Below are 26,117 nucleotides of genomic sequence, written 5' to 3'. Positions count from 1 at the left end.
TATTTGAAGAAGAGCTCGCATGAAAATGCGGGCTTTTTTTCGTCTGTCGTTTGGGTCTACTCCTCGACAATCCGCGCGTATTCTTCGGCCAGAAAATCCACCAGCGTGCGCACAGAAGGCAACAGTCCGCGCCGCGAAGGATACACGGCGTGAATGACTTCCCGCTGCGGCTCCCACTCGCTCAGAACCCTGACCAGCTCACCGCGCGCCAGCTGCTCCTTGACCATTAAAACAGGCAACTGGACCACGCCGACGCCAGCCGATGCCGCTTCGCGCAGCGCCAGCATATCGGAGGTGATATAACGCGGCGTAAAGTGGATCTCCGCCTTCGCGCCCGCAGGCCCGGTCAGCGCCCATTTGTGAACCTGCTTGCCCGCCCCCATGCTCAGTCCGGGCCACTGGCTGATTTCAGCAGGCGCTGTCGGTGTACCCAGCCGTTCAATCAGCTGCGGGCTCGCCACCAGACAGTGACCGCGATCGGCGAGCACACGCAGGACCAGATCGCTATCGTCAAAAGGACGTGGCCTTACGCGAATTGCCACATCAATCCCCTCCGCCACCACATCCACGCGCCGGTTGGTGGCTTCCAGCTGCAGATTCACGCCCGGATAGCGGACCATAAATCGCGCCAGCATCGGGCCAATATGGACATGCAGCAGCGTTACCGGACAGGTTATGCGCACCATTCCGCGCGGCTCTGCCTGTAGAGCGGCAACGGCCTCCTGCGCCGCCTCGGCTTCTACCAGCATCGCTTTGCAGTGCTGATAAAAGGTATGGCCAATGTCGGTGACCGTAAACTGCCGCGTGGTGCGCTGTATTAATCGCACGCCCAGCCGCTCCTCAAGCTGCGCAATACGACGGCTGAGGCGGGATTTCGGCAAATCACAGGCCCGCCCTGCCGCGGCAAATCCGCCGTGGTCCACCACTTTCACAAACCACGCAAAATCATTGAGATCCTGCATTTCTACTCCATCGTCCTGTTTATGGAACAGTGAGTATTAATTTAACACTCTACCGGGATATTAATGTCGAATATAAGCTAATACACATCAACCGAACAGCAGGAGAAAAACATGAAACAGGTTACTGGCGTCTATACCGCACCGCGTCCCCACTGGGTAGGCGACGGTTTCCCGGTACGCTCAATGTTCTCTTACCAGACTCACGGCGAAGCCCTCAGCCCTTTCCTGCTGCTGGACTATGCAGGCCCGCACGTTTTCCCTGGCGACGGCGTGAAACGCGGTGTGGGTGAGCATCCCCATCGCGGCTTTGAAACGGTGACCATTGTCTATTCGGGCGACGTGGAGCATCGCGATTCAACCGGTAAAGGTGGCGTAATTGGTCCGGGCGATGTGCAATGGATGACAGCCGGTGCGGGCATTTTGCATGAAGAGTTTCACGCCGATGCTTTCTCGCGCCAGGGCGGTGAGCTGAAGATGATGCAGCTGTGGGTCAACCTTCCGGCGAAGAACAAAATGGCCACACCGGGTTACCAGAGCATCACCAAAGCGGCGATCCCGGTCGTGGCGCTGCCCGATAACAGCGGCGAGCTGCGGGTGATTGCCGGTCAGTATGGCGATACACAAGGTCCAGCGCACACCTTCTCGCCCCTGAACGTGTGGGACATTGCCCTGCATCAGGGCGGTCACCTGAGCCTGAACCAGCCGGATGGCTGGAGCACGGCGCTGGTGGTGGTCGAAGGCAGTATCACAGTGAATGGCACCACCGAAGCCGGTGAAGCCCAGCTGGTGGTGATGAGTCAGAGCGGGGATAAACTGCACCTTGAGGCCACCCGTGACGCAAAAGTGCTGCTGATGTCCGGCGAGCCGTTAAACGAGCCGATTGTCGGTTACGGTCCGTTCGTGATGAACACTAAAACCGAAATCGCAGAGGCGATCGGTGATTTTAATTCCGGTCGTTTTGGTCAGATGTGAGCGTAAACCGGCAGAGGTGATTATTGCTTAACCGAACAGCCACTCGGGCATAAAATTTGCTTGACCGTTTTAGCGCAACTCCCTATAGTAGCGCCCCGTTGCCCCCGAGAGGTCAGGCAGCGAAACAATACGGTGAGGTGTCCGAGTGGCTGAAGGAGCACGCCTGGAAAGTGTGTATACGGCAACGTATCGAGGGTTCGAACCCCTCTCTCACCGCCATATTTAGAGAAGAGCTCGCATGAAAATGCGGGCTTTTTTTTCGTCTGTCGTTTGGGTTCCTCAGAAAGCAAAGCCCGGTTTCCCGGGCTTTGTCATCAGCAGCAAATTCAGTCGTAGGCAAGCAGTGCGCGCTGGCACAGAACCGAGCGTACGCAATCATCTTTGTTGAAACGCACCACCCCAACCATGTCATCCTCCACAAAACGTGCCAGCGCATCGCTCAGGCCCGATTTGACACCCGACGGCAGGTCGCACTGGGTGATATCGCCGTTGACGATAACGGTCACGTTTTCCCCGAGGCGCGTTAAAAACATCTTCATTTGCGCTGCGGTCACGTTCTGAGCCTCGTCGAGAATGACGACCGCATTTTCAAATGTACGTCCGCGCATATAGGCGAACGGCGCGATTTCCACCTTACCAATCTCTGGTCGCAGGCAGTACTGCATAAAAGAAGCCCCCAGGCGTTTCACCAGCACGTCATAGACAGGCCGGAAATACGGGGCGAACTTCTCTGACATATCGCCGGGCAAGAAGCCGAGATCTTCATCGGCCTGCAATACCGGACGGGTGACGATAATTCTGTCCACATCCTTATGAATCAGAGCCTCCGCCGCCTTGGCAGCACTTATCCACGTTTTCCCGCATCCGGCTTCACCGGTTGCGAAGATCAGCTGTTTACTCTCGATAGCATTCAGGTAGTGCGCCTGAGCTTCATTGCGGGCGGCAATTGGGGAGTTATCACGGCTGTCTCGCGCCATGCCAATTGCTTCTACGCCGCCACTCATCTGCACAAGCGAGGTGACCGACTCTTCTTCACGCTGTTTATGGCTACGTGAATCCCGTCTCAGCACACGTTTTGCTTCGCGACGAGCTTTGATCACTGCTTTTTGTCTTCCCATGGATAGCACCTTGAGTTGTTGGTATTCATCACACGCGCCGTTGGCAGCGCGATTATGCGCACGAACATCTGAGGTTTGGCTTCCTTGTAAGCCCTTGCTTGCCTTTTGGAATGACGATGCAAAACGGCTACGCGCACCGTTCTGCACGCCGGATAAGTTCTTTTGAGGTATTGGGGAGGAGAATTTTGTGGTGAAGAAATCGCTGCCGGAGTCAGAGCCTCCGCGCCGGGTGCTGCGGTTGTTATGTTTAACTTGTCCAGTACAGGACCCAACCATTCGCGATCTCCATAGTGAATCGTTATCACTGCCGGGAACTACCGCTGTCTTATATTAAGTACATCAGGATTTATCACAAATGCAACATATTTTTTACCTGAACGCAACTTTTTCAGACTCGCCCTGCAGCTGAGTTCAGTCTCATACAGAAATATGACAGAAATATAACAGTGAGGGTCATAGGAAAAAATAATCTCCCCGCGCGGGTGGCGGGGAGAATAATCAGGCTTCGATCAGCCCTTGGGCGAGATACGCGGTGTTATCGCGCACGCCCGGCAGAGCAAAGAAATAGCCGCCGCCGATAGGTTTTATGTACTCTTCCAGCGCCTCGCCGTTTAACCGCTTCTGCACGGTTAAAAAGCCCTTCTCCAGATCGTGCTGATAGCAGACAAACAGCAGGCCCATATCCAGCTGCCCGGAGTTGGTCACCCCCAGCGAATAGCTGTAGCCGCGACGCATCATCAGGCTGGACTGGGTTTCCGGCGTTCGCGGGTTCGCCAGACGAATATGGCTGTCGAGCGCGATGGTATCGCCGTCCGGATCGTTTGCGTAATCCGGCACATCGTGTTCGTTTTTCATACCCAGCGGCGCACCGCTCTGCTTGTCACGACCGAAAATGGTTTGCTGCTCTTTCAGCGGCGTGCGATCCCAGAACTCCACGTGGAACTGGATAATGCGCACCGCCTGATAAGTGCCGCCCACCGCCCACGCCGGTTCGCCCTGATCCGCCGTGGTCCAGACCACGTTTTTCATCAGCGCCGCATCGCGGCTGTCCGGGTTGGCCGTTCCGTCTTTAAAGCCGAGCAGGTTGACCGGCGTCTCTTTTCCCTGACTGCGCGCCGCGTGATCGGAGATAAACCCTTCCCGCTTCCAGCGCACGCTGAGCAGATCCGGCGTGTGCTTGATGATATCGCGCAGGGCGTGTATCACCGTATCCTGGGTATTGGCGCAGATCTGGATCAGCAGATCGCCATGACAGAGCGCGGCGTCGAGAGAATCATTTGGAAAACGCGTCATCTTTTGCAGCGTTTTCGGTTTCTGTTTCTCAAGCCCGTAGCGGCCGTCAAACAGCGACTCGCCAACGGAAACCGTGACCGTCAGATTATCCGGGGCGATAAACGGCCCCAGAATACCCGAATCCATCGGCGGCATCCGCGGGTTCGTCGTTTCCGGCGCCGGGCCGCCTGCCGTCAGAAACGCAATCCGCTTCGTCAGCAAACGGAACAGACGTTCCAGATCCGATTTATCGCTCGCCAGCGAATCAAACGCCACCACCATCATCGCCGCCTGCTGTGGCGTCAGGATCCCGGCCTGATGTTCACCGTAGAACGGCTGCGTCTCCATGCGTGCATTCGGGGAGAGGGTTCCCGGCGCGCTTTGCGGTTTGCCCGCATGCGCCACCGGGCAACCTCCCGCCAGAGCGAGCGCGCCGCCAAGCGCCCCCACCCCTTTTAACAATCGACGGCGCGACGGTTCTGCGACGTCGATTTCGTGATGTTTACTCATAATGCTTAGTCCAGACCCAGTACGCCACGCAGCTGTGCCAGATCTTCCGCCAGCGTCGTGATTGGCCCTTTCAGCGCATTCCGGTCGGCGTCCGTCAATTTGTCGTAAGTCTCATACCCGTCTTTGGTACGGTACTTCGCCAGAATGGTATTCACTTTCTTGAAGTTGGCATCCACTTTCGCCAGCAGTTCGCTGTTGTCTTTCTGCAGCTGCGGACGCAGCAGGTCTACAATCTTCTGCGCGCCGTCAACGTTCGCCTGGAAGTCCCACAGGTCGGTGTGGCTGTAACGATCTTCTTCGCCACTGATTTTGCTGGCCGCCACTTCTTCAATCAGGCCAGCCGCGCCGCCCACCACTTTTGACGGCGGGAAAGCCAGCTCGCTAATGCGTTTTTGCAGATCCAGCACGTCGGTATTCAGCTGCTCCGCGTACTCCTCCATCCCTTTGGTGGAGTTGTCGCCAAACAGCGCTTTCTCCAGACGGTGGAAGCCGGTGAATTTCGGATCGGCGGCTTTCTGCTCGTAATCATCTTCACGGGCGTCGATGCTGCCGTCGAGGTCAGAGAACAGCTCGGCAATCGGTTCGATACGCTCGTAGTGCTGGCGCGTTGGCGCGTACAGAGATTTGGCTTTCTCGATATCACCCGCTTTTACCGCGTCGGTAAAGGCTTTGGTACCAGCAACCAGGTCTGCGGTCTCTTTGGTCACGTAGGCTTTATAGGCGGTGATCGCCTCGCCCAGACTCAGCAGCGCTTCGCCTTTCGCCGCATCCGCCGTGGCTTCGCCTTTGACGATCAGCTTGCCTTTCGGGTTGGTCAGCAGGCCGCAGGTCATGTCATATTCGCCCGGCTGCAGGTTAGCCGTCATTTTCTGGGTAAAGCCCGGCGCGATGTTTTCACGCTCTTCCACCACCATCACGCCTTTGAGGATTTCCCACTCCAGCGCCTTCTGGCTATGGTTCTGAATGATAAACTGGGTTTTACCGCTGTTGACCGTGATGGTCATCGGCTCACACTGTTTATCGTTCACAGTGACTTTCACCTGTGGAACATCTGCCGCGCCCGCTGAGAATGCATATGCAAACAGCGCTGCCACACCTGCCTGTAATGCAGTACGTCGAAATTGAATTGCCATGACCCTTCCCTTTCTAAAAGTATGTATAAACAACACGAAGCACTTCAGGGCGCAGTACGCGACGGCTGAGTACTGGGGCGTGATGGCATAAAGAACAGCACCAGCGCCGGAATGAGATAGATGAAATACATCGCCACTTCGCTGACGCTCGGCGTTTCCTGATAGCCGAAGATGCCTTCGAGCAGGGTGCCGGTCAGAGAGTGGGTGGAGAGCGTATTACTGAAATCGAACGCAACGTCCTGGAAGTGGTTCCACAGGCCCGCCTCGTGGAAGGCGCGAATCGCCCCTGCCGCCAGCCCGGCGGCGACCAGCAGAATGAACAGGCTGGTCCATTTGAAGAACGCGCCAAGGTTCAGGCGAATGCCGCCCCAGTAGAGCATGAATCCCAGCACAATCGCGGTGGCGAGCCCCAGCATCGCGCCGAGCGGCGGCCAGATCCCTACGTCCTGCTGGAACGCCGCCAGCAGGAAGAAGACCGACTCCAGCCCTTCGCGGGCGACGGCGAAAAAGACCATCCCAATCAGCGCCCAGCCGTGGTGGTTACCCTTTTGCAGCGCGTGATCGACCGCCTGCTCCAGCTGCACTTTGACGTTACGCGACACTTTGCGCATCCAGAATACCATCCAGGTGAGGATCACCACGGCAATCACCGCCACGATCCCTTCGAACAGCTCCTGCTCTTTTTGCGGGAATTCACCGGTGGTTTCGTTAATCAGGATCCCAAGACCTAAACAGAGTGCGGCGGCGAGAATAACGCCAATCCACATCACACCAATCCAGCGGCCGCGCTGGGTGCGCTTCAGGTAGCTGGCAATCAGACTGACAATTAAGGCCGCTTCAAGCCCTTCACGTAACATAATGAGAAATGGAACAAACATGCCGACACCTTAAATGTTTATCGCGGTCAACTGGTGCAAAGAAAGGTAAATAACTGTGATAGTGATTATCATTACGGCAGAAAGAAAAACAAGCGAATTGTGTCAGGTTTTGATGACCAGTTGTAAATCCATCGCCGGTTAATAGTTACGATCGTTACCGTTATGTATATAACTTATAACGTAAATGCCCATTTACGGTTTCCCTGCCCTATGGCTAAATAAGCGCTTCGTTTACCTGCTGAAAATTCAAAATGTATAACTTTGTTCATTTCCTGCTGGCGCTGGTCATTATTCTTGCGCTCGCCTGGCTGGTGAGTTTCGACCGCCGAAAAATTCGTATTCGTTATGTTTTACAGCTTATTGTGATTGAAATTGCGCTGGCGTTCTTTTTCCTGCACGCCGAAAGCGGTCTCTTCGTGATTAAATATGTCTCCGGTTTCTTTGAATCCCTGCTGAAATTTGCCGCGGAGGGCACCAATTTTGTCTTTGGCGGAATGGGTGAAAAAGGGCTGGCGTTCATTTTCCTCGGCGTGTTGTGTCCGATTATCTTTATTTCTGCCCTGATCGGTATTCTCCAGCACTGGCGAATTCTGCCGATTTTTATTCGTCTGATCGGCACCCTGCTGTCAAAACTGAATGGCATGGGCAAGCTGGAATCCTTTAACGCCGTCAGCTCACTGATTCTCGGCCAGTCGGAAAACTTCATTGCTTACAAAGGGGTGCTCGGCGATCTCTCGTCTCGTCGCCTGTTCACCATGGCGGCGACGGCGATGTCCACCGTTTCCCTGTCGATCGTCGGCGCTTATATGACCATGCTCGATGCGAAATTCGTGGTCGCGGCGCTGATCCTCAATATGTTCAGCACCTTTATTATTCTGTCGGTCATTAACCCGGCAAGCCCGGAAGCTGAGCCGGAAATCAAACTGGAAAAACTGCACGAATCCCAGAGCTTCTTTGAGATGCTGGGCGAGTATATTCTGGCCGGTTTTAAAGTAGCGATGATTATTCTGGCGATGCTGATTGGCTTTATTGCCCTTATTAGCGCCGTCAACGCCCTCTTCTCCAGCCTGTTTGGAATGAGCTTCCAGCAGATCCTTGGCTATGTGTTTTATCCGCTGGCGTGGCTGGTGGGCATTCCCCTGAGTGATGCGCTGAACGCGGGCAGTATTATGGCGACCAAACTGGTGGCGAATGAATTTGTGGCGATGATTGAGCTGCAAAAAATTGCCGGTCAAATGACACCGCGCGGGCTGGGCATTCTCTCTATCTTCCTGGTGTCGTTCGCCAACTTTGCCTCTATCGGCATCGTGGCCGGGGCGATCAAAGGGCTGAACGAGAAGCAAGGCAACGTGGTGTCTCGCTTTGGTCTGCGTCTGGTGTATGGCGCGACGCTGGTGAGCTTGCTGTCGGCAAGTTTTGCGGGGCTGGTGCTTTAACACCGTTGTCGAACAGATGATATGCAGGCCGGGTCAGCGTTAGCGCCACCCGGCTTTTTCTTGCAACAATAACAATGAGGATAGCGAACAATGACCATCAAAACAGGGCTTATGGTTGCCGCACTTTTCATGCTGGCCGGCTGCAACGCCCCCTCGCATACGGCTCCTGACGCCACCTGCAAAGTGGATAACCAGATGCAGCAAACCACGCTCTATTTCGGTCTGAATCGTCCGGCGGGTGCCGCCATCACCGGGCAGGAGTGGCAGCAGTTTGTCGATCAGGACGTGACGCCGCGTTTTCGCGATGGCTTAACGGTGTTTGATGCGCGCGGACAGTGGCTGGGCAATGACGGGAAAGTGGCGCGTGAGCCAAGTAAAGCGTTAATGCTGATCCACGGAAAAGATGCCCAGAGCGAGAGCAATATCGAAGCATTACGCGGGATCTACAAATCACGGTTTGCACAGGAGTCGGTGATGCGCGTTGATCAGCCGGTCTGCGTGCAGTTCTGACAGAAAAAAAGCCGGGCGGCGACGACGCCTTACCCGGCTTTGAACACCTGTTAACGCTTATTCAGGCTGTAACTTTACCGGTGGTGCCGTGTGGTAATGCGCATCCGCTTCGGCAAAACGTTCCTGCATAGCCGTCGACGGCGCTTTACCCAGCAGGCTGAACACCACAATCCCGATGCTGCCAAAGATAAAGCCTGGAATGATTTCATACAGGCCCAGCCACGCGAACTGTTTCCAGACGATAACCGTCACTGCACCGATGATCATCCCCGCCAGCGCGCCGTTTCGGGTCATGCGTGACCAGAGTACAGAGAACAGCACCACCGGACCAAAGGCCGCACCAAAGCCCGCCCAGGCGTAGCTCACCAGTCCCAGCACGCGGTTTTCCGGGTTTGCGGCCAGCGCGATAGAGACCAGCGCCACCGCCAGCACCATAAAGCGTCCGACCCACACCAGCTCTTTCTGGCTCGCGCCTTTACGCAGGAAGGCCTTGTACAGATCTTCTGTAATGGCGCTTGAGCAGACCAGCAGCTGACAGCTCAGCGTCGACATCACCGCCGCCAGAATCGCCGACAGTAAAATCCCGGCAATCCACGGGTTAAACAGAATCTGCGCCAGCTCGATAAACACGCGCTCGGCGTTCTGGTTCACCGCCCCCGCCTGCGCCGGGTTGTTATTGAAGTACGCAATGCCGAAGAAGCCGACCGCGACCGCACCCGCCAGGCACAGGATCATCCACGTCATACTGATACGACGCGCATGCACGATGCTGTGGTGAGAGTCCGCCGCCATGAAACGCGCCAGAATGTGCGGCTGGCCGAAGTAGCCCAGGCCCCAGCCCATCAGTGAGATGATGGCCACGAAGTTCAGCCCTTTGAGCATATCGATGTTTTCAATGCTCTTTTGCTTGATCACTTCCAGCGAATCGCCAAACCCGCCGACGGTGATAATTACAATCACCGGGGTGAGGATCAGGGCGAAAATCATCAGGCTCGCCTGCACGGTATCCGTCCAGCTCACAGCCAGGAAGCCACCGACGAAGGTGTAAAGGATGGTGGCTGCAGCACCGGCCCACAGTGCGGTTTCATAGCTCATGCCGAAAGTGCTTTCGAACAGACGAGCCCCGGCGACAATCCCGGACGCACAGTAGATGGTGAAGAACAGCAGGATCACCAGCGCGGAGATAATACGCAGTACGCGGCTTTTATCTTCGAAACGGCTGGTGAAATAGTCCGGAAGCGTCAGCGCGTTGTTGTTCACTTCGGTGTGAACACGCAAACGACCGGCCACCAGTTTCCAGTTAATCCATGCCCCGATACACAGGCCGATGGCAATCCAGCTTTCGGAAATCCCGGAGATGAAAATCGCGCCCGGTAACCCCATCAGCAGCCAGCCGCTCATGTCGGATGCGCCCGCTGACAGCGCGGTCACGAAGGGCCCTAAACTACGCCCACCTAAAATATAGTCGTCAAAGTTTTTGGTCGAACGCCATGCAATAAACCCTATCAGGATCATGCCAAAAATATAAACGAGAAATGTCACCAGCATCGGTGTGCTAATAGCCATTTAAAATCTCCAAAAATATCGAGCGACAGCCGTCCGGACTGCCTTATTATTCGATTATCGGAACGTGATAATCATGAGTGTATTTCGGTTGGGCGCGCGTATCCTGCCGTAAGCGCTCCACATGCACAAATGATTTAACACTGCATTTACATCAAATTCATCCCTGGATTTATAGGTCTTTCGTATAGGTTGCACTCGCTCACGCTTTTACGGGTTGCACCTTTTAAAAGTGTTAAGTGCCGCATAAAAACGGGCTTCACACGCAGAATCTCATCGTATTTACCAGCTTACTTATCGTTAACAATCCATTCATTTTTCAGCTTGCAGCCCAGGTCACATTTAACACGGTTGCACAAAGTTGCAACATGGTGGATATTTCACGCTAACGAACGAACATCACTAAAGATCAACAGGAGTTACTGGCATGGGCATGACCACCATGGGGGTTAAGCTGGATGACGCGACCCGCGAACGGATTAAGAGCGCTGCAACCCGCATTGACCGCACGCCGCACTGGCTGATTAAACAGGCCATTTTTAATTATCTGGAACGTCTGGAAAACGAAGACGACTTACCGGAACTGCCTGCCCTGCTGGCGGGTGCCGCCAACGAAAGCGAAGACGCCGCCGCCATCGCCGAAGAGAACCACCAGCCGTTCCTCGACTTTGCCGAGCAGATCCTGCCGCAGTCCGTGAGCCGCGCCGCGATCACCGCCGCGTATCGTCGCGCCGAAACCGACGCCGTGCCGATGCTGCTGGAGCAGGCCCGTCTGCCGGAGCCGATTGCGTCCCAGGCGCATAGCCTGGCATATCAGCTCGCCGACAAACTGCGTAATCAGAAATCTGCCAGTGGTCGCGCCGGTATGGTGCAAGGGCTGCTGCAGGAGTTCTCCCTCTCCTCGCTGGAAGGCGTGGCGCTGATGTGCCTCGCGGAAGCGCTGCTGCGTATTCCGGACAAAGCCACTCGCGATGCATTAATCCGCGACAAAATCAGCAACGGTAACTGGCACTCGCACATTGGCCGCAGCCCGTCGCTGTTCGTCAACGCTGCCACCTGGGGCCTGCTGTTTACCGGCAAACTGGTCTCCACCCATAACGAAGCCAACCTTTCCCGCTCCCTGAACCGCATTATCGGTAAGAGCGGCGAACCGCTGATCCGCAAAGGTGTGGACATGGCGATGCGTCTGATGGGCGAACAGTTCGTCACCGGTGAAACCATCTCCGAAGCGCTGGCCAACGCCCGCAAGCTGGAAGAGAAAGGCTTCCGCTACTCTTACGACATGCTCGGCGAAGCGGCCCTGACCGCCGCCGATGCGCAGGCTTATATGGTCTCGTACCAGCAGGCGATCCACGCGATTGGTAAAGCCTCGAACGGTCGCGGCATTTACGAAGGGCCGGGGATTTCCATCAAGCTCTCTGCCCTGCACCCACGCTACAGCCGCGCTCAGTACGATCGCGTAATGGATGAACTCTACCCGCGCCTGAAATCCCTGACCCTGCTGGCGCGCCAGTACGATATCGGGATTAACATCGATGCCGAAGAGGCCGACCGCCTGGAGATCTCCCTCGATCTGCTGGAAAAACTGTGCTTCGAGCCAGAGCTGGCGGGCTGGAACGGTATCGGCTTCGTCATTCAGGCCTATCAGAAACGCTGTCCGTTTGTGATTGATTATCTTATCGACCTCGCCTCCCGCAGCCGCCGTCGCCTGATGATCCGTCTGGTAAAAGGCGCCTACTGGGACAGCGAAATCAAACGTGCGCAGATGGAGGGGCTGGAAGGCTATCCGGTCTACACCCGTAAGGTCTACACCGACGTTTCTTACCTCGCCTGTGCGAAAAAACTGCTTAACGTGCCGAACCTGATTTACCCGCAGTTCGCCACCCACAACGCCCATACGCTGGCGGCGATCTACAGCCTGGCCGGGCAAAACTACTATCCGGGCCAGTACGAGTTCCAGTGCCTGCACGGTATGGGTGAACCGCTGTACGAACAGGTCACCGGTAAAGTGGCGGAAGGCAAACTGAACCGACCGTGCCGTATTTATGCTCCGGTTGGCACACACGAAACGCTGCTTGCCTATCTGGTGCGTCGTCTGCTGGAAAACGGCGCGAACACTTCCTTCGTCAACCGTATTGCCGATACCACACTGCCGCTTGATGAACTGGTTGCCGATCCGGTGCAGGCCGTGGAAAAAATGGCAGCTCAGGAGGGCCAGCTCGGCCTGCCGCATCCGAAAATTGCCCTGCCGCGTGAGCTGTACGGCAGCGATCGCACCAACTCAGCGGGTCTGGATCTGGCGAACGAACACCGTCTGGCCTCCCTCTCCTCCGCCCTGCTCAACAGCGCCCTGCAGAAATGGCAGGCGAAGCCGATTCTCGAACAGCCCGTTGACGCAGGCGACATGCAGCCGGTGATCAACCCGGCCGAACCGAAAGATATTGTCGGTTTTGCCCGCGAAGCCACCGCCCAGGAAGTCGAGCTGGCGCTGGAAAACGCCGTCAACAATGCACCAATCTGGTTCGCAACGCCGCCGCAGGAGCGTGCCGCGATCCTCGAACGCGCCGCCGTGCTGATGGAAGGCCAGATGCAACAGCTGATTGGCATCCTGGTGCGCGAAGCCGGGAAAACCTTCAGTAACGCCATCGCCGAAGTGCGCGAAGCGGTCGACTTCCTGCACTACTACGCCGGTCAGGTACGCAACGACTTCGATAATGAAACTCACCGCCCGCTGGGTCCGGTGGTCTGTATCAGCCCGTGGAACTTCCCGCTGGCGATCTTTACCGGCCAGATTGCTGCCGCGCTTGCCGCCGGTAACAGCGTGCTGGCGAAACCCGCTGAACAGACGCCGCTGATTGCCGCTCAGGGTATTCAGATCTTACTCGAAGCCGGTGTTCCGGCAGGCGTGGTACAACTTCTGCCGGGTCGCGGTGAAACCGTCGGCGCTCAGCTGACCTCTGACAACCGCGTGCGTGGTGTGATGTTTACCGGTTCCACGGAAGTGGCAACGCTGCTGCAACGCAACATCGCCACCCGTCTCGATCCGCAGGGGCGTCCGACGCCGCTGATCGCCGAAACGGGCGGGATGAACGCGATGATCGTCGACTCCTCCGCCCTGACCGAACAGGTGGTGGTGGACGTGCTGGCCTCGGCCTTCGACAGCGCCGGACAACGTTGCTCCGCCCTGCGCGTGCTATGCCTGCAGGATGATATCGCCGACCACACGCTGAAAATGCTGCGCGGTGCGATGGCAGAATGCCGGATGGGTAACCCAGGCCGACTGACCACTGACATTGGCCCGGTGATTGACGCCGAAGCCAAAGCCAATATCGAACAGCACATTCAGGCGATGCGTGCCAAAGGCCGTCCGGTCTTCCAGGCGGTTCGCGAGAACAGCGAAGACGCCCGCGAATGGAACACCGGCACCTTTATTGCGCCGACGCTGATTGAGCTTTCCAGCTTTGACGAGCTGAAAAAAGAGGTCTTCGGCCCGGTGCTGCACGTGGTGCGCTACAGCCGCAACAACCTCGAGGCGCTGGTCGATCAGATTAACGCCTCCGGCTACGGTCTGACCCTCGGCGTGCATACCCGTATCGACGAAACCATCGCTCAGGTGACGGGCAGCGCCAAAGTCGGCAACCTCTACGTCAACCGCAACATGGTGGGCGCGGTGGTCGGCGTGCAACCGTTCGGCGGCGAAGGCTTGTCCGGCACCGGTCCGAAAGCCGGTGGCCCGCTCTATCTCTATCGTCTGCTGGCGAACCGTCCGGAGAACGCCCTCGGCGTGACCCTGGCACGTCAGGATGCGGAACGTCCGGTGGATGCGCAGCTGAAAACGCTGCTGACTCAGCCGCTGGAGGCGCTGACCAAATGGGCGGAAAAACGCCCGGAACTGCACGCCCTGTGCCAGCAGTATGGCGAACAGGCGCAGGCCGGTACTCAGCGTCTGCTCCCCGGCCCAACCGGTGAGCGCAACACCTGGACGCTGATGCCGCGCGAGCGCGTGCTGTGCATCGCCGACAACGAACAGGATGCGCTGGTCCAGCTGGCTGCCGCTGCGGCAACGGGCTGTGAAGTGCTGTGGCCGGAGGATGGTCTGCACCGCGATCTCGCCAAACAGCTGCCGAAAGAGGTGTCTGCGCGCATCACCTTCGCGAAACCGGACGTGATCACCACACAGGCCTTCGACGCCGTGATTTACCACGGCGATTCCGATCAGCTGCGTGAGCTGTGCGAGCAGGTAGCGGCGCGCGACGGCGCGATTGTGTCGGTGCAGGGCTTCGCGCGCGGTGAAACCAATTTGCTGCTGGAGCGTCTGTACGTTGAGCACTCTCTTAGCGTCAACACGGCGGCCGCAGGCGGTAACGCCAGCCTGATGACAATCGGCTAATCGTATAGCTACAATGAACCCGTAGGCCGGATAAGCGTAGCGCGTCCGGCTTTTTTATACGGAGGGTAAAATGAAACGAGTATTGATTGCCGGCGCGGTATTGCTCTTCAGCGCTAACGCGCTGGCCGATGAGTGTGCCAGTGCGACCACCCAGACCGATCTGAACACCTGCACCGCCCAGCAATATCAGGCGGCAGATAAAAAACTGAATCAGACGTACCAGGCCGTGATGAAGCGTGCTGCCGTGCCCCAGCGTGATTTACTGAAAAAGGCCCAGCAGGCGTGGATTGGACTGCGTGATGCCGACTGTGCCTTTGCCGGTTCCGGCACCGAAGGCGGCAGCATCCAGCCGATGATCATTAATCAGTGCATGACGGAAAAAACCGTCGAGCGCGAGGCGTTTCTGGCCTCGCTGATGCAGTGCGAAGAAGGCGATTTAAGCTGCCCGCTGCCGCCAGGCAATTAACGCAGGCGAATCCCTTCAATAATCAGACGCTGCACGTTATCCACCGCACTCTGGAAAAACGCTTCATCCTGGAGCGTTTTTCCGGTCACGGCTTCAACCTGGCTGGCAAAGTCAGCGTAGTGTTGGGTCGAGGCCCAAATCATGAAAATCAGGTGCTGCGGATCGATTGGCGCCAGCTTTCCGCTCGCCACCCAGCCCGCAATGATGGCCGATTTGTCGTCGATCAGCTGCTTTAAATCCCCCGTCAGTTCCGCCTGCAATAGCGGCGCACCCTGCAGCATCTCCATGCAGAACAGCTTCGACGCCTGCGGATGGTCGCGGGAGACCTCCAGCTTGAGGCGAATGTACTCTTTGATCGCCACCAGCGGCGTCAGTTCTTCGCGAAACGCTTTCAGCGGCGCCAGCCAGATATCGAGAATTTGCTGCAGAACGGCGACATAGAGCGCTTCTTTCGACGGGTAGTAGTAGAGCAGATTGGTTTTCGACACGCCGGACAGCTCCGCCACCTGCTCCAGACGCGTGCCGTGAATGCCGAACCGGGAAAAGGTCTCCAGTGCGGCTTTCAGAATGGCCTGCTTCTTGGCGCTCACCGCCCGCGAACGTTTACCTGCTGTTTGCACTGCGCCTTGTGTCATGCCTGCTCTCCTTGTTGATGTGCGTTCAGCATAGCAAAACCCCTCGCTTCTCACGACATTCTGCACCTCAATCGCGCATAACTGCCTGATTTGTGTGCATCGCTTTTGACCAGTTAGTCCACTTTTACCGGCATCTTTTTAACAACCATCAGTTAACACACTAATAACAAAGCCATTTTCAAAACTGGCATTCCCTTTGCAAAACCTATCTCACGAGGCTGAACAGGAAATGCAGGATGCAGCGCCACGTCTGACTTTCACCCCACACTGAGTTGAAGAGAGGTTCGTGATGAAAATTGGCGTATTCGTCCCTATCGGCAATAACGGCTGGCTAATCTCCTCCCACGCGCCGCAGTACATGCCGACCTTCGAACTGAACAAAGCCATTGTGCAAAAGGCGGAGCATTACCATTTCGATTTTGCGCTCTCGATGATCAAGCTGCGCGGTTTCGGCGGTAAAACCGAATTCTGGGATCACAATCTGGAGTCCTTCACCCTGATGGCGGGCCTGGCGGCGGTAACGTCGCGCATTCAGATTTACGCAACGGCCGCCACCCTCACCCTGCCCCCGGCGATTGTGGCGCGTATGGCGTCGACCATTGACTCTATCTCCGGCGGTCGTTTCGGCGTGAATCTGGTGACCGGCTGGCAAAAACCAGAATACGAGCAGATGGGGCTGTGGCCGGGCGATGAGTATTTCTCGCGCCGCTATGACTATCTTACCGAGTACGTGCAGGTCCTGCGCGATCTGTGGGGCACCGGCAAGAGCGATTTCAAGGGCGATTACTTCACCATGAACGACTGCCGCGTCAGCCCGCAGCCCTCCACGCCGATGAAAGTGATCTGCGCCGGACAAAGCGACGCAGGCATGGCGTTCTCGGCGCAGCACGCAGATTTCAATTTCTGCTTCGGCAAAGGCGTCAACACCCCGGCCGCTTTCGCGCCGACTGCAGCGCGGATGAAAGAAGCGGCGGAAGTAACCGGGCGCGAGGTCGGTTCTTATGTGCTGTTTATGGTGATCGCCGACGAAACCGACGAGGCCGCACGGGCGAAATGGGAGCATTACAAAGCCGGTGCCGATGAAGAAGCCCTGAGCTGGTTGACGGAACAGAGCCAGAAAGACACGCGTTCCGGGTCGGACACCAACGTGCGCCAGATGGCGGACCCGACCTCCGCGGTCAACATCAACATGGGCACGCTGGTCGGCTCTTACGCCAATGTGGCGCGAATGCTCGATGAAGTTGCCAGCGTGCCCGGTGCCGAAGGCGTGTTGCTGACCTTTGACGATTTCCTTACCGGCGTGGAGACCTTTGGCGAGCGCATTCAGCCGCTAATGCAGTGCCGCGCACATATTCCCGCCGTCACCAGGGAGGTCGCGTAATGACGACGTTACACGCACGCCCGGAAGCCATCACCTTTGCGCCTGAGCAGAGCGCGCTGATCGTAGTGGATATGCAAAACGCCTACGCAAGCCAGGGCGGTTATCTGGATCTGGCCGGATTTGACGTCTCGGCCACCCGTCCGGTAATCGACAATATTAACACCGCCGTTGCCGCCGCCCGTGCGGCGGGCATGCTGATTATCTGGTTTCAGAACGGCTGGGACGATCAGTACGTGGAAGCCGGTGGCCCCGGCTCGCCTAACTTCCACAAATCCAACGCGCTGAAAACCATGCGTAAGCAGCCGGAGCTACAGGGAAAACTGCTGGCAAAAGGTGGCTGGGATTACCAGCTGGTGGATGAACTGGTGCCACAGCCCGGCGATATCGTGCTGCCGAAACCGCGTTACAGCGGCTTTTTCAACACCCCGCTCGACAGCCTGCTGCGCAGTCGAGGCATTCGCCATCTGGTCTTCACCGGGATCGCCACCAACGTCTGCGTGGAATCGACCCTGCGCGACGGCTTTTTCCTGGAGTATTTCGGCGTGGTGTTGGCAGACGCAACGCACCAGGCCGGGCCGGAGTTCGCGCAGCAGGCCGCCCTGTTCAATATCGAAACCTTTTTTGGCTGGGTCAGCACCGTCGCCGAGTTTTGCGATGCCGTCTCCCCGCCATCGTTAGCCCGTATCGCCTGAGGAGCCACACTATGCCGAAATCCGTGATCATTCCCGCAGGCACCAGCACGCCGATTGCGCCCTTTGTACCCGGCACGCTCGCTGACGGCGTGGTGTATGTCTCCGGCACGCTGCCGTTTGATAAGCACAACAACGTGGTTTATCCCGACGACCCAAAGGCGCAAACCCGCCACGTTCTCGAGACCATCAGGAGCGTTATCGAAACGGCGGGTGGAACGATGGAGGACGTGACCTTCAACAGCATTTTTATCACCGACTGGAAAAACTACGCCGCGATTAACGAAATTTACGCCGAGTTTTTCCCCGGCGACAAACCGGCACGGTTCTGTATCCAGTGCGGACTGGTAAAGCCCGAGGCGCTGGTCGAAATCGCGACCGTTGCGCATATCGGAAAATGAGGTTGCCATGAAAATATCCGTTTCACCGCCCCCGTACGCCGGTGCGCCGGTGGTGGTTCTCATTGCCGGGCTGGGCGGCGCGGGTGGCTACTGGCTGCCGCAGTTGGCAGTGCTGGAGCAAGAGTATCAGGTGGTGTGCTACGACCAGCGTGGGACCGGGAATAATCCCGAGGCGTTGCCCGAGGGCTATTCTCTCGCGCAGATGGCGCAGGAGCTGTATCTGGCGCTGGCAGAGGCAGGCATTCTGCGCTTTTGCGTGGTGGGCCACGCGCTGGGGGCGCTGGTCGGCCTGCAGTTAGCTCTCGATCACCCTGATGCGCTCACCGCGCTGGTGTCCGTCAACGGCTGGCTAACGTTAAACGCCCATACCCGCCGCTGCTTTCAGATCCGCGAGCGTCTGCTGCATGCGGGCGGCGCGCAGGCCTGGGTGGAGGCGCAGCCCCTGTTTCTCTATCCCGCAGACTGGATGGCGGCCCGTGGCCCGCGCATGGAGGCCGAAGAGGCCCTGGCGCTCGCCCACTTCCAGGGGAAAGCGAATCTGCTGCGTCGGCTTCAGGCCCTGAAACAGGCGGATTTTAGCCGGGATGCGGCGCGGATTCGTTGCCCGGTGCAGGTGATCTGCTCCGCAGACGATCTGCTGGTGCCCGCCGTCTGTTCGTCTGCGCTGCACGCCGCGCTGCCCCACAGCGAAAAAGTGGTGATGCGCCAGGGCGGACACGCCTGCAACGTCACCGATCCCGATACGTTTAATACGCTATTGCTGAACGGGCTTGCCAGCCTGCTGCATACGCGTGAAAAAGTGCTATAAGGAGCCGCCATGAGCGAAGCCATCAACCCGAGCGCGCTGAAAACGCTCTTTACCGACGCCCGAACGCACAACGGCTGGCAGGATATTCCGGTCAGCGATGAGACGCTGCGTGAGATTTACGACCTGATGAAATGGGGACCGACCTCCGCCAACTGTTCCCCCGCGCGGATCGTGTTTGTTCGCACGCCCGAAGGCAAAGAAAAACTGGCGCCGGCCCTCTCCAGCGGCAACCTGGCAAAAACCCTTGCCGCTCCCGTCACGGCGATCGTGGCGTGGGACAGCGAATTTTATGAGCGTTTACCTGAACTGTTCCCCCACGGCGATGCCCGCAGCTGGTTTACCACCAGCCCGGAACTCGCCCAGGAGACGGCGTTTCGCAATAGCTCCCTGCAGGCAGCCTATCTGATCTTCGCCTGTCGCGCTCTGGGGCTGGATACCGGGCCGATGTCCGGCTTTGATCCGCAAAAAGTGGATGCAGCCTTTTTCACCGGCACCGGTCTGAAAAGCAATCTGCTGATCAATATCGGGTATGGCGATGCGAGCAAAGTCTATGCCCGGTTGCCGCGTCTGACCTTTGAAGATGCCTGCGGACTGGCGTAAGGAGCAAACATGAGCGTACCGGATCAACAAACCTTTCGCGACGCGATGGCCTGCGTCGGCGCGGCGGTGAATATCATCACCACCGATGGCCCTGCCGGACAGGCGGGATTTACCGCCAGCGCCGTGTGCAGCGTGACCGACTCACCGCCCACGCTGCTGGTGTGCCTGAATCGCGGCGCGTCCGTCTGGCCGACGTTTAGCGAAAACCGCACCTTGTGCGTCAATACCCTCTGCGCCGGACAAGAGCCGCTGTCTAACCTGTTCGGCGGGAAAACGCCGATGGCGGAACGCTTCGCGGCGGCAAACTGGCAGATCGGTGAAACGGGCTGCCCACGGCTGGAGGAGGCCCTGGCGTCGTTCGACTGCCGCATCAGCCAGGTGGTCAGCGTCGGTACCCACGACATTCTGTTTTGCGACATTGTCTCCATTACCCGCCACCCCGCGCCGCAGGGACTGGTGTGGTTTGATCGCGGCTATCACGCACTCCTGCGACCCGCCTGTTAACCCTCCTTAAGGAGACAGCTCATGGCCTTGTTCAGTTTTCCCCACTGGCAGTTAACCTCGACCTCCACTGAACGCGGCGTGGTCGCGCCGGATGAGAGGCTTCCCGTCCTACCCACCGTGGTGATGGGGGTTCAGCATGCGGTCGCTATGTTTGGCGCGACGGTGCTGATGCCCATTCTGATGGGGCTTGATCCGAATCTGTCGATCCTGATGTCGGGGATTGGCACGCTGCTGTTCTTTTTCATCACCGGCGGGCGCGTGCCGAGCTACCTTGGCTCAAGTGCCGCTTTTGTCGGTGTAGTGATCGCCGCCACGGGCTATAACGGCCAGGGCATCAACCCCAATCTCAGCATCGCCCTCGGCGGCATTATCGCCTGCGGGTTTATCTACACCCTTATTGGGCTGGTGGTGATGAAGGTCGGCACCCGCTGGATCGAACGCCTGATGCCGCCGGTCGTGACCGGGGCGGTGGTGATGGCGATTGGCCTGAATCTTGCGCCTATCGCGGTGAAAAGCGTCTCCGGCTCGTCTTTTGATAGCTGGATGGCGGCGGTGACGGTGCTGTGTATTGGTCTGGTCGCGGTATTTACCCGAGGAATGATTCAGCGGCTGTTGATCCTGGTGGGGCTGATTGCGGCCTGCCTGGTGTATGCCCTGATGACCAGCGTGCTGGGGCTGGGCAAACCGGTCGATTTTACGCTGGTGCAAAACGCCGCCTGGTTTGGTCTGCCGCACCTCACCTCCCCCACCTTTAGCGGGCAGGCGATGATGCTTATCGCACCGGTCGCGGTGATTCTGGTGGCGGAAAACTTAGGCCATCTCAAAGCGGTTGCTGGAATGACCGGGCGTACCATGGACCCGTACATGGGGCGCGCGTTCGTGGGTGACGGGCTGGCCACGATGCTCTCTGGCGCCGTGGGCGGCAGCGGCGTGACGACATACGCGGAGAATATCGGCGTGATGGCGGTGACCAAGGTTTACTCCACGCTGGTGTTTGTCGCCGCGGCGGTGATTGCCCTGCTGCTGGGCTTTTCTCCGAAATTCGGGGCGCTGATCCACACCATTCCGGCGCCGGTGATTGGCGGAGCGTCGATTGTGGTGTTTGGTCTGATTGCCGTGGCAGGCGCTCGCATCTGGGTGCAGAACCGTGTGGATCTCAACCAGAATGGCAACCTGATAATGGTCGCCGTAACGCTGGTGCTCGGTGCAGGGGATTTCGCCCTGACGCTCGGCGGCTTTACTCTGGGCGGGATTGGGACGGCGACCTTTGGCGCAATTTTACTGAATGCGCTGCTGAGCCGGCGCACGGCTGAGGTTACTCAGGCTGAAGTAGTGCGTCAGGATTCCTGACAGAAGGTTTGTGCCGGGTAATGGCACGTCGCCTTACCCGGCACAGGATAGCGCTGGCAGAGTGAATGGCCGCGCTTCAGGTGCAATACCGCGTTATTCGAGGGTCAGATCGGCCGCTTCACGACGTCTCTTTTTTAGCTTTAACTCACTGACCAGCACACCCAGCACGATAAACGCCGCACCTAACAGCGCCAGCAGTGGCAGGCGTTCGCCCGCCAGACGGCCAAAAATACCGGCCCAGACCGGTTCACCGGTGTAGATGACGGTTGCGCGCGTGGGCGAAACGCTGCGCTGCGCCCAGTTCATTGTCACCTGAATAATGGCGCTGAAAATCCCCAGACCGAGCGCCACAACCACCAGGCCGGTGGACATTGGCGGCACCGATTCGCCCGCAGGCACCATCGCGATAAAGGCCACTATTGAGGCTGTTGCCAGCTGCACGACGGTCACCCGTTTAACGTCGACCTTTCCGGCCCAGGCGCTGATCAGAATAATTTCTGCCGCGATCGCCACCGCGCCAATCAGCGTAATGATTTCGCCCGGCCCCATCGCCAGCAGGTTGTCACCCGGTCCTGCAAGCAGGATCAGGCCAATAAACGCCAGCACAATACCCACGCAGGACATCAGCCCCGGCATTCTGCCCAGACACAGCCACTGCAGCAGCGGCACCAGCGGAACATACATCGCGGTAATAAACGCCGATTTGCTGCTGGGGATGGTCTGTAAACCCCAGGTTTGCAGGCTGTAGCCCATCGCGATAGCAACGCCGATCGCCACTCCAGCCTGTAGCTCTTTCAGGGTCAGACCGCGCAGGGTTTTCAGTGAAATCAGCGCCACCGCAATCGCCGCCGTGGCAAAACGTAGCCCGACGAAGAAAAAGGGATCGCTGAGCGTCACCGCGTATTGCACCGCGAGGAACGTACCGCCCCAGAACATGGTGATCAGAATCAGGATCGCTTCCTGGGGTTTGATGGAAAAGGCGTAACGAGAGGAGGACATGAGCTACCTGCAACAAGAGTCAATCCGCTAGTGTGCGATGGCTTTAGTTACAGTTCAATGTCATGAAACGAAAAAACCGCCGGGAAACCCGGCGGCAGGGGGATATTTCAGGTTGGGTGACACTGAAATGGGGAGACGCTAACTCTTATTACTGCTCCCATGACTGTTTTTGCCCCCTTTTTTGCCAGCTTCAGATGCACGCTGCGGGTCATTCTTGAAGTTGCCCCCGCTCTGCTGGCCACCTTTACGACCTGCTTCTGATGCTCTGTCACGGTCTTCAGCGAAATTACCTGACCCACCACGATGGTTTGCCATCTCGAACCTCCAGAATATGAAACATTAGACATCATACTGCATTCAGTAAAAGAGGATTCTTTCACCTGACGACACAAGGTCAGTACCTTTGTCTGCGTCGCGTGAAACTAAGCTTAGTGGAATGAGCCGATCCAGCCAGTAAACGGTAATATTCTGCAACATGAAATCAGCCATTCGTGTGAGATCGCGAAAGCGAGACCAATAAGCTCCTCTTATCATTCAGGAAACGCGATTTCTTAAAAATGTTTCATTTTGCTACAAGGAATCGTCTTAGATATCTTGTTATAAATCAAAGAAATGGCTTTCAGGTTTGCAGTCTGGCCGTGGCGTCTTATCTTTAAAAGAACGCAGCGATTCGCTGCCAGAAACCACAATCGAGGAGTGATGCAAGATGGCAAAAGTTCTGGTGCTCTATTATTCCATGTATGGACACATTGAAACCATGGCTCATGCGGTGGCGGAAGGCGCAAGTAAAGTGGATGGTGTTGAGGTCGTGGTAAAACGCGTACCGGAAACCATGAACGCCGAGGCGTTTCTAAAAGCAGGCGGTAAAACACAGAATGCGCCGCAGGCAACCCCGCAAGAGCTGGCCGACTATGACGCCATCATCTTTGGTACCCCAACGCGCTTTGGCAACATGTCCGGGCAGATGCGTACCTTCCTGGATCAGACCGGTGGGCTGTGGGCGTCAGGCGCACTGTACGGCAAACTGGCCAGCGTCTTTAGCTCAACCGGGACCGGCGGCGGCCAGGAGCAGACGATCACCTCCACCTGGACTACCCTTGCCCATCACGGGATGGTGATTGTGCCGATTGGCTACGGTGCGCAAGAATTGTTTGATGTTTCACAGGTGCGCGGCGGGACACCGTACGGGGCGACCACCATTGCTGGCGGCGACGGTTCGCGTCAGCCAAGCCAGGAAGAGCTGGCCATCGCCCGTTATCAGGGTGAGCACGTCGCGGGCCTCGCGAAAAAACTGAACGGTTAACCTCAACAGGAGGACAAGCATGCCAACTCAACAATCCAAAGCTCATCACGTCGGTGAGTGGGCAAGTTTACGCAATACCTCTCCAGAAATTGCCGAGGCGATCTTTGAAGTCGCGGAATATGACGAGAAGCTGGCGGAGAAAATCTGGGAGGACGGGAGCGATGAAGTGCTGGTCCGTGCCTTCGACAAAACAGACAAAGACTCGCTCTTCTGGGGCGAGCAAACCATCGAACGTAAAAACGTCTGACCGTTGCCCCCCGCCGAAGCGGGGGGTTTTTACTTATTTCGCCGCGTCGTTCATCAGCGTATTAAATTTATCAATCGGGCAGAAACCGTTGGTATCCACCGGACAGTCTTTCAGTTCGAGCGTCACACGCTGCGCCGGAGATTTCAGCGACAGCACATCGGCGTTTCGCAACTGCTCTGAGCTTTGATAGACATACTCAATTTTCATCAGGTCACGATTCGCACTCTTATCATGCCAGCGCTGGAAGACAATTTTCCCGCCAATCGGCGTGCGTTCGTGCTGGTCATGCAGCTGATAAGGTTTGAAATCCAGCGCCGTCAGCAGCGATGCGATGTTGGAGTCATGCCCCACCAGCACGGTGATTTTCGGTGCTTTCGCTTGATCGGTGACCAGTGCCTTATCGATATATTTCACCAGCGGTTTGGCGACGTTCCGCGCCACTTCTGTGGAGGTGAAAAGAGAATCCTGATAGCCATTTTTCAGCTGTGACAGGACGCGCCACTGCTGGTCCGTTTTGATTTCGCCCCACGCCACCTGATCCAGCGGGAAACCTTCGTAATACTGCAGCGTAAAGGCATCCACCAGCGAGTTGCCCACTTTAAGCGGACCAGAGACGCTCGGCTCTTTTTCATAATCGGCGGTGAAAGTGTCTTTAGCCTCGGTCAGAGAGCACTCTTTTTTCTCTTTGCAGGACGGGGAATCCGTGTATTTGGTGATCTGCTCCAGCAGCTTGTAGCTCTCATCCAGCTTCATGCCCTGACGCTCGGTCTCCATCGCTTTGACCGCTTTTTCGCGGAACTCCGGCGAATTATCGGTGATCACCGGGTTAAAGGTTGGGTCCATGGTGCCCATTTTTTCCTGATGATGCACCGGCACATCACAGCCCGGGAAAGCCCCGGTGATAAAGAACTGCGCGGTCGCGACGGTACGTTGCAGACTGTTGGCATAGGTATAGACTGCGTCAGCTGGTGGGCATTCGCCAGTGGTCACCATCCCCTGCTCCGCCAGCCATTCACGCATGTAATGGCCCATATAGACTTCGAGCACGCCGCCTTTGGTGGTGAGCTGCCCGCCCGGCACCTCCCATTCCGGCCATTTGCCCGGCGTGGACTGCTCCAGCACGCTGCCGTTATTCGCCAGCGGCGCGCGCAGGTTGTGGCGGCTCATGATTAAAACCTGCTGCAACTGATAGCCTTCCGGGGCCGGTTGCGCCTGAACGCCAGAGGTCAGTGTTACAGTGCCAGCCACTGCAATAGCGAGTAGTGTTTTTCTCATCCCTTGTTCCTCACGTATTATTATCGTCGATGTGATTGTGACAGATTGATGACATATTTCCGGGAACCATTTCTCAAACTGATAGTTATCTCTTTTTACGCGGGCGAAAAAAGGTTTTATAATAAAACTATCAACCTCAGGAGTGACTGTGAAACGAACCCGTCTTGAAGAGAGTACCTGCCCCGTCGCCCGTTCGCTCGATATTATCGGCGACTGGTGGTCGCTGCTGATTGTGCGCGACGCCCTGCGCGGGCTGAAGCGCTTTGGAGAGTTCCAGAAAAGCCTCGGCATCGCCAAAAATATGCTTGCCACGCGCCTCAAGCTGCTGGTGGAAGAAGAGATTCTGGTATTGCAGCCCGCCTCCGACGGCAGCGCCTGGCAGGAGTATGTCCTGACCGATAAAGGCCGTGCCTTGCAGACGGTGCTGGTGGCGTTGTCCCAGTGGGGCAACGAATTTCTGTTTGCGGAAAACGAGCTGGGAAGCGTGCTGGTGGATGCCGAACATCGTCAGCCGCTGCGTAAGCTGGCGCTTATCGCGCACGATGGTCGCGAACTGACGCCGGACGAAGTGGTCCCAAAACTGCCTTAGTCCTTATTTTCAATACATTAGCCGTACCTCCGCCCTCCTTCTGACCGCAGAATAAAAATAATCTCCGCAAATTAGTTGCATTATAAAACCAAATATCTCACAGTTGATTCAGTTTCATATTGAAAC

At 57.1% G+C, this 26,117-nt stretch carries 25 protein-coding genes and 1 tRNA gene; 16 read left to right on the top strand and 10 right to left on the bottom strand.

What is annotated here, in order from left to right:
- Positions 1–56: 56 nt before the first annotated feature.
- Positions 57–962 carry a LysR family transcriptional regulator gene (locus F153LOC_RS18710; RefSeq protein ID WP_102105563.1) on the bottom strand — a complete coding sequence of 302 codons (906 nt, stop codon included), beginning with the start codon at positions 960–962 and terminating at the stop codon, positions 57–59.
- 111 nt (positions 963–1,073) lie between these two features.
- Between F153LOC_RS18710 and F153LOC_RS18705 the strand changes: the two genes are divergently transcribed.
- Together F153LOC_RS18705 and F153LOC_RS18700 are read left to right on the top strand one after the other, a co-directional pair.
- The gene (locus F153LOC_RS18705) at positions 1,074–1,934 is read left to right on the top strand and encodes a pirin family protein (RefSeq protein WP_102105564.1); all 861 of its coding nucleotides are present in this window, start codon (positions 1,074–1,076) and stop codon (positions 1,932–1,934) included.
- 131 nt (positions 1,935–2,065) lie between these two features.
- Positions 2,066–2,153, top strand: a tRNA-Ser gene (locus F153LOC_RS18700).
- A gap of 107 nt (positions 2,154–2,260) precedes the next feature.
- Here F153LOC_RS18700 and phoH read toward each other — a convergent pair.
- The 4 genes from phoH to efeU form a co-directional block, all read right to left on the bottom strand.
- The gene (gene phoH, locus F153LOC_RS18695) at positions 2,261–3,052 is read right to left on the bottom strand and encodes a phosphate starvation-inducible protein PhoH (RefSeq protein ID WP_174348619.1); all 792 of its coding nucleotides are present in this window, start codon (positions 3,050–3,052) and stop codon (positions 2,261–2,263) included.
- A gap of 498 nt (positions 3,053–3,550) precedes the next feature.
- On the bottom strand, positions 3,551–4,834 hold the full coding sequence (efeB, locus tag F153LOC_RS18690; protein WP_102105565.1) for an iron uptake transporter deferrochelatase/peroxidase subunit: 1,284 nt from the start codon (positions 4,832–4,834) through the stop codon (positions 3,551–3,553).
- A gap of 5 nt (positions 4,835–4,839) precedes the next feature.
- Positions 4,840–5,967, bottom strand: coding sequence for an iron uptake system protein EfeO (gene efeO / locus F153LOC_RS18685; protein WP_102105566.1), 1,128 nt, complete (start codon positions 5,965–5,967; stop codon positions 4,840–4,842).
- Between the two features lie 44 nt (positions 5,968–6,011).
- Entirely contained in the window at positions 6,012–6,845 is an 834-nt protein-coding gene (efeU, locus tag F153LOC_RS18680) for an iron uptake transporter permease EfeU (RefSeq protein ID WP_100780644.1), read from the bottom strand.
- Positions 6,846–7,096: 251 nt separating this feature from the next.
- Here efeU and F153LOC_RS18670 point away from each other — a divergent pair, with 251 nt between their 5' ends.
- Together F153LOC_RS18670 and F153LOC_RS18665 are read left to right on the top strand one after the other, a co-directional pair.
- The gene (locus F153LOC_RS18670) at positions 7,097–8,281 is read left to right on the top strand and encodes a NupC/NupG family nucleoside CNT transporter (RefSeq protein ID WP_100780645.1); all 1,185 of its coding nucleotides are present in this window, start codon (positions 7,097–7,099) and stop codon (positions 8,279–8,281) included.
- Positions 8,282–8,371: 90 nt separating this feature from the next.
- The gene (locus F153LOC_RS18665) at positions 8,372–8,791 is read left to right on the top strand and encodes a DUF3574 domain-containing protein (protein ID WP_102105567.1); all 420 of its coding nucleotides are present in this window, start codon (positions 8,372–8,374) and stop codon (positions 8,789–8,791) included.
- Between the two features lie 57 nt (positions 8,792–8,848).
- Here the strand turns inward: F153LOC_RS18665 and putP are convergent, their stop codons facing one another.
- Positions 8,849–10,357, bottom strand: coding sequence for a sodium/proline symporter PutP (putP, locus tag F153LOC_RS18660; RefSeq protein WP_102105568.1), 1,509 nt, complete (start codon positions 10,355–10,357; stop codon positions 8,849–8,851).
- A gap of 424 nt (positions 10,358–10,781) precedes the next feature.
- Between putP and putA the strand changes: the two genes are divergently transcribed.
- Positions 10,782–14,744, top strand: a complete 3,963-nt coding sequence (gene putA / locus F153LOC_RS18650; protein ID WP_102105569.1) for a trifunctional transcriptional regulator/proline dehydrogenase/L-glutamate gamma-semialdehyde dehydrogenase — start codon at positions 10,782–10,784, stop codon at positions 14,742–14,744.
- Positions 14,745–14,814: 70 nt separating this feature from the next.
- Positions 14,815–15,210 carry a lysozyme inhibitor LprI family protein gene (locus F153LOC_RS18645; RefSeq protein WP_100780649.1) on the top strand — a complete coding sequence of 132 codons (396 nt, stop codon included), beginning with the start codon at positions 14,815–14,817 and terminating at the stop codon, positions 15,208–15,210.
- On the opposite strand, the gene rutR is transcribed toward F153LOC_RS18645, so the two are convergent.
- On the bottom strand, positions 15,207–15,845 hold the full coding sequence (gene rutR / locus F153LOC_RS18640) for an HTH-type transcriptional regulator RutR (RefSeq protein WP_100780650.1): 639 nt from the start codon (positions 15,843–15,845) through the stop codon (positions 15,207–15,209). The two genes, F153LOC_RS18645 and rutR, sit on opposite strands and share 4 nt — an antisense overlap.
- 289 nt (positions 15,846–16,134) lie before the next feature.
- Between rutR and rutA the strand changes: the two genes are divergently transcribed.
- Genes rutA through rutG form a run of 7 tightly spaced genes read left to right on the top strand, consistent with a single transcriptional unit; the run spans position 16,135 to position 21,578 of the window.
- Positions 16,135–17,226: a pyrimidine utilization protein A gene (rutA, locus tag F153LOC_RS18635; RefSeq protein WP_102105570.1), complete on the top strand. Its 1,092-nt coding sequence runs from the start codon at positions 16,135–16,137 to the stop codon at positions 17,224–17,226.
- Complete coding sequence (rutB, locus tag F153LOC_RS18630) at positions 17,226–17,918, top strand: pyrimidine utilization protein B (protein ID WP_102105571.1); 693 nt, start codon at positions 17,226–17,228, stop codon at positions 17,916–17,918. The genes rutA and rutB overlap by 1 nt, the downstream gene beginning before the upstream one ends.
- 11 nt (positions 17,919–17,929) lie before the next feature.
- The gene (rutC, locus tag F153LOC_RS18625; RefSeq protein ID WP_100780653.1) at positions 17,930–18,316 is read left to right on the top strand and encodes a pyrimidine utilization protein C; all 387 of its coding nucleotides are present in this window, start codon (positions 17,930–17,932) and stop codon (positions 18,314–18,316) included.
- A gap of 7 nt (positions 18,317–18,323) precedes the next feature.
- The gene (rutD, locus tag F153LOC_RS18620; RefSeq protein ID WP_102105572.1) at positions 18,324–19,124 is read left to right on the top strand and encodes a pyrimidine utilization protein D; all 801 of its coding nucleotides are present in this window, start codon (positions 18,324–18,326) and stop codon (positions 19,122–19,124) included.
- Between the two features lie 9 nt (positions 19,125–19,133).
- Positions 19,134–19,724: a malonic semialdehyde reductase gene (locus F153LOC_RS18615; protein ID WP_102105573.1), complete on the top strand. Its 591-nt coding sequence runs from the start codon at positions 19,134–19,136 to the stop codon at positions 19,722–19,724.
- A 9-nt stretch (positions 19,725–19,733) separates the two neighbouring features.
- A complete protein-coding gene (rutF, locus tag F153LOC_RS18610; protein ID WP_102105574.1) occupies positions 19,734–20,228 on the top strand; it encodes an NADH-dependent FMN reductase RutF in 495 nt (164 codons plus the stop codon).
- Between the two features lie 21 nt (positions 20,229–20,249).
- Entirely contained in the window at positions 20,250–21,578 is a 1,329-nt protein-coding gene (rutG, locus tag F153LOC_RS18605) for a pyrimidine utilization transport protein G (protein WP_102105575.1), read from the top strand.
- 93 nt (positions 21,579–21,671) lie between these two features.
- Here the strand turns inward: rutG and F153LOC_RS18600 are convergent, their stop codons facing one another.
- Positions 21,672–22,577: a DMT family transporter gene (locus tag F153LOC_RS18600; RefSeq protein ID WP_102105576.1), complete on the bottom strand. Its 906-nt coding sequence runs from the start codon at positions 22,575–22,577 to the stop codon at positions 21,672–21,674.
- Between the two features lie 138 nt (positions 22,578–22,715).
- Positions 22,716–22,892: a general stress protein gene (locus F153LOC_RS18595; RefSeq protein ID WP_100780659.1), complete on the bottom strand. Its 177-nt coding sequence runs from the start codon at positions 22,890–22,892 to the stop codon at positions 22,716–22,718.
- 391 nt (positions 22,893–23,283) lie between these two features.
- On the opposite strand from F153LOC_RS18595, the gene wrbA reads away from it, so the two are divergent.
- Both wrbA and F153LOC_RS18585 read left to right on the top strand, forming a co-directional pair.
- A complete protein-coding gene (wrbA, locus tag F153LOC_RS18590; RefSeq protein WP_100780660.1) occupies positions 23,284–23,880 on the top strand; it encodes an NAD(P)H:quinone oxidoreductase in 597 nt (198 codons plus the stop codon).
- 19 nt (positions 23,881–23,899) lie between these two features.
- Entirely contained in the window at positions 23,900–24,127 is a 228-nt protein-coding gene (locus F153LOC_RS18585; protein WP_100780661.1) for a YccJ family protein, read from the top strand.
- Positions 24,128–24,160: 33 nt separating this feature from the next.
- Here the strand turns inward: F153LOC_RS18585 and agp are convergent, their stop codons facing one another.
- A complete protein-coding gene (agp, locus tag F153LOC_RS18580) occupies positions 24,161–25,402 on the bottom strand; it encodes a bifunctional glucose-1-phosphatase/inositol phosphatase (protein WP_102105577.1) in 1,242 nt (413 codons plus the stop codon).
- 148 nt (positions 25,403–25,550) lie between these two features.
- Between agp and F153LOC_RS18575 the strand changes: the two genes are divergently transcribed.
- Positions 25,551–25,991: a helix-turn-helix domain-containing protein gene (locus F153LOC_RS18575; RefSeq protein WP_102105578.1), complete on the top strand. Its 441-nt coding sequence runs from the start codon at positions 25,551–25,553 to the stop codon at positions 25,989–25,991.
- Positions 25,992–26,117: the final 126 nt, after the last annotated feature.

The organism is Lelliottia sp. F153 (assembly GCF_002870005.1).
In the GTDB taxonomy this organism is placed as follows: domain Bacteria; phylum Pseudomonadota; class Gammaproteobacteria; order Enterobacterales; family Enterobacteriaceae; genus Enterobacter; species Enterobacter nimipressuralis.
The sequence above is the reverse complement of the archived record's forward strand: the minus strand, read 5'-3'. Positions and strand labels throughout refer to the sequence as shown.